Source organism: Sulfurimonas sp., assembly GCF_032250635.1.
In the GTDB taxonomy this organism is placed as follows: Bacteria; Campylobacterota; Campylobacteria; order Campylobacterales; family Sulfurimonadaceae; genus Sulfurimonas.
In genome coordinates, this window is record NZ_JAVVFL010000110.1 from 1 (window position 1) to 7528 (window position 7528).

General features: G+C 39.6%; 7 protein-coding genes. 4 read left to right on the forward strand and 3 right to left on the reverse strand.

Annotated features, from left to right (window positions below; genetic code table 11):
- The 3 genes from RQ763_RS07545 to RQ763_RS07555 form a co-directional block, all read right to left on the reverse strand.
- Positions 1-495 (reverse strand): pyridoxine 5'-phosphate synthase (locus tag RQ763_RS07545; RefSeq protein ID WP_314152132.1); only part of this gene is annotated, 495 nt, incomplete at its 3' end.
- Positions 496-623: 128 nt separating this feature from the next.
- Positions 624-2558 (reverse strand): thioredoxin domain-containing protein, encoded by a 1935-nt coding sequence (locus RQ763_RS07550; protein ID WP_314152133.1) that lies wholly within the window; start codon positions 2556-2558, stop codon positions 624-626.
- Positions 2559-2637: 79 nt separating this feature from the next.
- Positions 2638-3861, reverse strand: coding sequence for a cation:proton antiporter (locus RQ763_RS07555; RefSeq protein WP_314152134.1), 1224 nt, complete (start codon positions 3859-3861; stop codon positions 2638-2640).
- A 125-nt stretch (positions 3862-3986) separates the two neighbouring features.
- Between RQ763_RS07555 and RQ763_RS07560 the strand changes: the two genes are divergently transcribed.
- From RQ763_RS07560 to RQ763_RS07575, 4 genes are all read left to right on the forward strand, one after another.
- The gene (locus RQ763_RS07560) at positions 3987-4382 is read left to right on the forward strand and encodes a PA2779 family protein (RefSeq protein ID WP_314152135.1); all 396 of its coding nucleotides are present in this window, start codon (positions 3987-3989) and stop codon (positions 4380-4382) included.
- A 1-nt stretch (position 4383) separates the two neighbouring features.
- Positions 4384-5334: a PA2778 family cysteine peptidase gene (locus tag RQ763_RS07565; protein WP_314152137.1), complete on the forward strand. Its 951-nt coding sequence runs from the start codon at positions 4384-4386 to the stop codon at positions 5332-5334.
- An 81-nt stretch (positions 5335-5415) separates the two neighbouring features.
- A complete protein-coding gene (dsbD, locus tag RQ763_RS07570) occupies positions 5416-7203 on the forward strand; it encodes a protein-disulfide reductase DsbD (RefSeq protein ID WP_314152138.1) in 1788 nt (595 codons plus the stop codon).
- A gap of 40 nt (positions 7204-7243) precedes the next feature.
- Positions 7244-7444, forward strand: a complete 201-nt coding sequence (locus RQ763_RS07575) for a hypothetical protein (protein WP_294928846.1) — start codon at positions 7244-7246, stop codon at positions 7442-7444.
- Positions 7445-7528: the final 84 nt, after the last annotated feature.

Genomic DNA, 7528 nt, shown 5'->3' on the forward strand with positions numbered 1-7528 from the left:
TGCCGTCGTGTTAATTCCAAACTTGTCTACAGTTTCAAATCCCGTTGCACTAACCCAACTCGTTCCATTATAAGAATATAGACCATCTTCATTATTTACCCAAACAGTCAACCCTTCTTTTGGAGTTAAAAAGTTCCAACCATTTATATAAAAAACAATCTCATCTTCATGTCCTATGACGTCAAGCCCGCCCTCGGTTGTGACCTCTTCTCTCTTCTCAGGAACTAAGGTCGCACGGTGTGGTTTTAAGTCTGTTACTATATTTAAAATATCTCTGTTGATTGAGCACTCTAGGTTGATTGGAAGGGTAGAGTGCTTCATGATGTTATAGGCATCGACGTCTTGAATGTGGCGTCTGTCTTCTCTTAAATGGATGGTTATCTGGTCGGCTCCGTTTTGACATGCAACGTAAAGAGCATTTAAAATATCAGGGTCGTTGACTCGTCTAGCCTCTCTTAAAACTGCTACATGGTCGATGTTTACGCCTAGTTTCATGCTATTCAAATCTTTTTCTACTTTCTGTGCATTGGATGCTGATAATCATTTCTCTCGCATGCGCTAAAAACACTCATAGTTCCAAGCGCCAAGATTGCCACTATAATAATATTTTTCATCACAAATCCTTAAAAACTTTTTTTTATTATATCATTGATTTTGTTAATGTCGTCCGTGTTTGCGAAGCAGCTTTTGTTGCCGCAAACCATAAAATTTTCATCCTCAGAAGCCTTTTTTTGGATAAACGGATAGTCCAAGTAAGCAAGTTCAAGGGCACTGGCTTCGAGCTTTTTTTGGTTTGATTTTATTACCCTCTCACCCTTTAGATATCTAAGCACTTGGCGCAACATGTATGGGTAAATGACTGGTCGTCTTCCTAGTTCGTAGGAGTTGTACTCCATCGTTTTAAACGCGAAGTGGCTGTATTTATCATCTTCTAGAAGTGTACTGAGCGAGAGCAGAACATCAACTATTATACTTACAGGGCTCGTGTATGTGTTGTCAGAGATTTCAGCTTTTGTCTCAAACTCTCCTACGCTAAACCTCCATGTACCTTTGTCGTAAAATTTCTCCAGAGCCAAGTTTGCAAAATGCTGTGCACGAAGAAGGTAGATTTCATCCCAGGTAGCGTTAAATGCCTCAATGAGTGCTTGAGCCAAAAATGCGTAATCCTCTAAAAATGCCTCTACTTTTGGAGTTTTATGTATGAGTGTTGTGTGATAGAGTTTGCCATCAAGAAACATAGTCTCAAGCAGTGCATCAAGGCTTTTTATGGCGCTTTGTTTATATGTGTAATCAATTTTGCCGAGGTTAAAGAGAGCCTTTATCATCATGCTAGACCATGAGGTTTGGATTTTTTTATCTATAAATGGGTACTCTCTTGATGCTCTTAACCCTCTGAGCAAAAATTTTATATTTTCAAAATCTTTTGGTGCTTGTCCCTCTTTGAACCTGATTATGTTTTTGCCCTCAAAGTTGCCCTCTTTGGTGATACAGAGAAGGTCTAAAATCTCATCAATATTTGTGTATCCGTTGTCTGAGAGCAGTTTATAAACTTCATCATACCCATATATAAAGTATGTTCCCTCTTCGCCCTCGCTGTCGGCATCGCTTGCACTGTAAAAGAGAGCATCTTCGCTCATATTGTTGTGCCAAAAGTCTGCAATCTCTTTTGCTACATGTAAGAAACTCTCGTCATTGTATGTGAGGTAGGCATTTGTATATATTTCGCAGAGCAGGGCGTTGTCGTAGAGCATCTTTTCAAAGTGCGGAACGAGCCACTTATCATCCACGCTGTAGCGGCAAAAACCTCCGTCTACTAGGTCATATATGCCGCCTTTTTTCATGTTTTGAAGCGTATCTATAACCATCGCTTTCGCCGCTTTGTCGTCGTAGAGTTTGTATATAACCAGAAGCGTTCCAAGCGTGCTGGCATGAGGAAATTTCGGAGCTACTGAGAAGCCGCCATAGAGCGTGTCGTAGTTGTTTTTTACCTGAAGCATAAAGTTTTTGACAAAATCCTCTTTTAAAACCGTTGCCTCTTTTGGGTGCTCTTTATGGTTTAAAAAGCTCTCTATCTCATCGGCATTTTTAAGCAGTTGCTCATCCTTTGAAGAGACTTTTTCGGCTATGAGTTTGGTTAGTTCAATAAAACCCATCCCCTCTATGTTTCCCTCTCTTGATTCAGGCGCTATATAAGTCCCCGCAAAAAAAGGTTTATTCTCAGGCGTGCAGAAGATGGAAGTAGGCCAGCCGCCGCTTCTGCGGTTTAGCAGCATATAGACCTCTTGGTAATGTTTATCTATGTCAGGGCGCTCTTCGCGGTCAACCTTTATGCAGATAAAACTCTTATTTAAAATATCCGCACATGTTTGGTTTTCAAATACCTTCTCCTCCATAACATGACACCAGTGGCATGAGCTGTAACCGATGGAGATAAAGATGGCTTTGTTCTCTTTTTTTGCCTTATCAAAGGCTTCATCGCACCACGGATACCAATCTACCGGGTTCTCTTTATGTTGTTGCAGGTATGGAGAATCTTCTAGTTTTAATCTGTTTGACATGTTCGTTTCTTTATAAATAATTTTTTGTAGAGTAGAGAAATGTTACTAATTTTGCGCTTAAAAAAAATCTTCATACCGCTTAGACACACTCCCCTTTAAAATACTTTTTAAGTATAAATGGGGGCACAACGGTTGTGATGATGATTACAAAAATAAGCATCGCGTAGATCTCATTTGGCAAAATAGCGTTGACTCTACCCATCTCCGCAAATATAAGACCCACCTCTCCTCGTGGAATCATAGAGATTCCTATGAGCGCATTGTTTTTGGCACACTTTTGTATGATAAAAAAAGCACCTATAAACTTGCTAAAGAAGGCTATAAAGATAAACGAGAGTCCCATTATCCAAAAAGATGATGATGAAAAGTCGATGATGCTAAGATCAACAGAGAGTCCGACCATAACAAAAAAGATTGGCGTAAATATCTGGATGATAGGCGTCATATTTGATTTTACCTCTTTAAGCAGCGGCTCATTTGAGCTTAAAAATGCCCCAAAAGGGAGAAAAAACCTTCTAGATAGAGCAATTCCCGCTGCAAAAGAACCCAAAATTGCAGGTGCACCGACCAGATGAGAGAGGTATGAAAAAAGAAGAATAAGAGAGATGATGATTGTCGGTATATATCCCGGAACCAAATGGCTGGCGTGAAACTTATGGATTGCATATGATATGATTTTTGCAAAAGCGGGTGCTAGGAGTAAAAACGTAACAACCATTCCCGCAACTGAGAGAGTATGCTCAAAGTTTGTCTCATGGGAGACAGAGAAATCATAGATGAAAACAAGAAGAATAATCCCTATGACGTCATCAATAACTGCCGCGCCTATTACGATTTGGGCAATGTTTGTATTTTCCATGTGGATATCTTTTAGAACTCTTAGCGTGATGCCTATGCTTGTAGCGGTAAGCGTTCCGCCTATAAAAAGAGAGATGTCAAAAGCGAGCCCAAAGAGGTAGTATGCCGTGAATAACCCAAAACTAAAAGGCAAAATTACGCCAAGAATTGCGACTACGAGAGATTTCGCTCCTGCACTTTTGAGGCGTGTAAAATCCGTCTCCAAACCAACCTCAAAAAGAAGTAAGATGATACCGATTTCTGCCAATATTTTTAGGATTTCATTTGGCTCTACAATACCTAAAACAGAGGAGCCAAGGAGAATTCCTGCAAAAAGCTCGCCAAGAACGGATGGTATGCCAACTCTTGCAAAAAGCTCGCCCAATATTCTCGCTGCTATCAGTACAAGAAAGAGTGTTAAAAAAAAGTTATGTACTTCCATGCCAAATTGTACTATATTTATCACTAAAGGTTTGATAACTTTTTGTAAAAAAATATCCAGCTTCGTTTAATGATAATAGAATTATAATACAAAGTACATCTAAAAATTGTCGTCTGTTTTTTTTGTAAAAATTGTTCAAAAGGTATCACATGAAATTTTCAAAATTAATCTTATCGTTTATTCTAAGCACAACACTGTTTGCTCAGGTTTCGTTTGCTCAAATAGCTTCCACTGAGACACTCAGCTATGGGTCGTCTGATACACTTTCATCCAAAGAGAAACTTGCGGGTATTTTATCTCGCGAAGATGTTGCAAAAAAGTTTGAAGAGCTTGGGGTTGATGTAAAAATTGTAGAGGCAAGAGTTGCTTCAATGACTGATGAAGAGGCTTCAATAGTTGCGAATCAAATTGATACATTGCCAGCCGGTGCGGATGTTGGTATGTCAATAGTAGGTGCAATTGTTTTTGTATTTATAGTTTTACTTATTACAGATATTCTTGGATTAACAAAAGTTTTTAACTTTACTAAACCTATAACTAACTAATGTGAACATAAATTTCGCCCTTCTTCTTGCGTTTGCCTCGTTGATTTTTTCAACAGGCTGTGCGCGCAACACTCCTTTTCCAAAAGATGCCAACGTCTCTTCACATAGCATTAACGTTCCTTTTGTTGCTCCACGCTCAGAGCTTTGCGGCTCAACATCCATAGAGATGGTCTCCTCTTTCTGGCAATCTAAGGGCTCATATACTCCAAAGCTTTCACTTAAAGAGCTGGATGAGAGAACGCTTATCCCGCTAAAGGGCGGTACTCTTCAGATAGAACTAATTGCTGCGGCAAGGGCTAATGGTCTTCTTGTCTATCCGCTAGAGCCCAACTTTGACGCACTTTTTATGGAGCTCAAAGCAAATCATCCCGTAATTGTGCTTGTAAACCGTGGTCTCTCATGGTATGAGCTTTGGCACTATGCGCCGGTTACAGGATATGACGCAAAGACGCAGACTATTTTGATGCACTTTGGAGAGGAGCCAAATGAGGCAGTATCGATTGAGACATTTGCGGCTATTTGGAAGAGAAGCGGTAACTGGGGAGTTGTTCTTCTGCCTCCAGATGAACTTCCTTTCTTTGCTACTCCAAAAAAATATCTACAATCCGCGTATGATTTGGAAAAAACAGGAATGGTTGATGAGGCAATTATTGCTTACAAGAGTGCACTTCGTCGCTGGCCTCAGGAGACATCTATACTCTTTGCACTGGGAAATGCCTACTATAGCACCAACCAGTTAAATAGCGCCGAAGATACTTACAGAGAGATACTGCTCATTGACAAAACTCACCCGCTTGCCCTAAATAATTTGGCAGATTTGCTATGTCACACTAACAGAGCACAAGAGGCTTTAAAAGTTCTTGATACAGCTGTAACTACCAATGCTAAAATACTCTCCATAATAGATGCCACACGCCAAGAGATTAACAGAGGGTGCTCTTCATTGAAATAGTAGAAATAAGCCTGCTTCAATTAATGGTTTGCATTAATTCGTTATAATCTTGCCACATTACAAAATCGGAAAAATATAACCATGAAAAAACTTCTTTTACTTCTTATCTCATCAATTTTGCTTTTAGGTGCGCAGCCTAAATTTTTAATGCCAGAGGAGGCTTTTAAACCCTCAGCAAAATTAAATGATAAGATGCAGATAGAAGCAACGCTAGAGATTGCAAAAGATATATATCTTTATGAAGACTCAATTAAACTAAATATTAAAGAGGGAAGCGGCATCGGCATTAAAGAGGTGATCTATCCAAAAAGCGTAGATCATCACGGAGATATGTCATATACGACCTCACCGACATTTGTTATAAGCTTGAGTAAAGAGAGTGGAGTAGCTGGCGTTAAAGCTGTAGAGTTTGAAATCTCTTATCAGGGTTGCTCGGAACAGGGGCTTTGCTATGAGCCATATACAGAGGCTTTTACCTTTGATATAGATAGTGCAAAACTTCCCGATGTTTCGAGTAAAGAGGAGAGTGGAGCGGATGAAAAAGGGCAAGAGAAGATTGAAGTAAATATCGAAGTGAAAAAAGACCTCTCGGAGAGTGATTCTATTGCAGATACGATTAAAGAGGGGAGTATTGCTATTGTTCTTCTTTCGTTTTTAGGTTTTGGGCTTCTTCTCTCCCTTACTCCATGCACCTTTCCGATGATTCCAATTATCTCAGGAATTATCATCTCTCAAGGCGAGGGAATAACGACAAAAAGAGCGTTTATGCTCTCTCTTGTTTACGTTCTTGCCATGGCGGTTGCTTACACAATCGCCGGAGTTTTAGCGGGTCTGTTTGGCTCAAACCTGCAAGCCGCTCTTCAAGCGCCTTGGGCGATATATACATTTTCTGCAATTTTTGTCGCACTCGCATTTAGCATGTTTGGGTTCTACGAGCTGAAACTTCCGGACTCTTTTGTTGCCAAGATTAGCTCAAATCACCACACAAACCGTGGCGGTTATATCGGGGTTGCGGTTATGGGATTTCTATCGGCTCTGATTGTGGGTCCATGTGTTGCGGCTCCACTTGCCGGCGCTTTGGTCTATATAGGACAGACGGGAGATGCGCTTCTAGGCGGTGCGGCACTTTTTGCCATGAGCATTGGAATGGGTGCGCCGCTAATTTTAGTTGGTGTGAGCGCTGGTAAGTTTATGCCTAAACCGGGTACATGGATGACAATGATCAGTGCAATATTCGGCGTAATGATGCTTGGCGTTGCTATTTGGATGCTTGAGAGAGTGCTTGATGAGTACCTTATAATGCTTCTGTACTCTATTTTGGGAATCGGTTTTGCAGTCTATTTCGGCGCGTTTGAGAAGGATGCGCATACATTTAGAAAAAGTACAGCAATCATTATTTTTATCTACTCGGTAGCTCTTTTTATAGGAGTTCTGGGCGGCTCAAACAGCATGACAAAACCGCTGGAGTTTTTAAAGCCTTCTATCTCAATCTCCTCTGATGCCGCTTTATCTTCGCACTTAAAGTTTGAAAAAATAACCTCAATCAAAGAGCTTGATAAGATTTTAGAAGCAAACAGAGGCAAAAAAATTATGCTTGATTTTAGTGCCGAGTGGTGCGCCGTATGTAAAGAGCTTGATAAAAAGACATTCTCGGATGAAGCAGTCAAAGCAAAAATGAAAGAGTTTGTACTAATTCAAGCAGATATTACACAAAATAATCAAGAGCAAAAAGAGTTAAGTAAAAAGTATGGAGTATTCGGTCCGCCTGTACTTATATTTTTCGATACAGAGCTAAATGTGATAGAGTCAAAAACTATTGTAGGTTTTATAGGACCGCAAGATTTTTTAGAGCATTTAAGCACTATTTAAAAAAAAGTGTATAATGCCGAATAAATTAAGAGGGAGGAAGATGTTGAAACTTTTTAGCGATACTTATGAGATAGCAAAATCAAGACTATTACACCTCCTCTTTCTTAAGCCATGTCACTGCAATCTTTTTTTTAAACGCAAGATACGCCTTGTTCTTCTATTAAACCACTTTATTCCAAGATGTCCATACTATACAACTTACTTTGCATTTAGACGCACAGGTGTACATCCTCCTCTTTAATATCCTTTTTTAAAAAATCATTACAAAAAAATACAAAATGAAAAAAAATACAAGGATATTTCAATGTCAAAAAATTACATAGTA

Coding starts and splice junctions, on each gene's coding strand:
- RQ763_RS07550 (WP_314152133.1), bottom strand. CDS start 2,558: ATGTCAAACAGATTAAAACTAGAAGATTCTCCATACCTGCAACAACAT.
- RQ763_RS07560 (WP_314152135.1), top strand. CDS start 3,987: ATGAAATTTTCAAAATTAATCTTATCGTTTATTCTAAGCACAACACTG.
- dsbD (WP_314152138.1), top strand. CDS start 5,416: ATGAAAAAACTTCTTTTACTTCTTATCTCATCAATTTTGCTTTTAGGT.
- RQ763_RS07575 (WP_294928846.1), top strand. CDS start 7,244: ATGTTGAAACTTTTTAGCGATACTTATGAGATAGCAAAATCAAGACTA.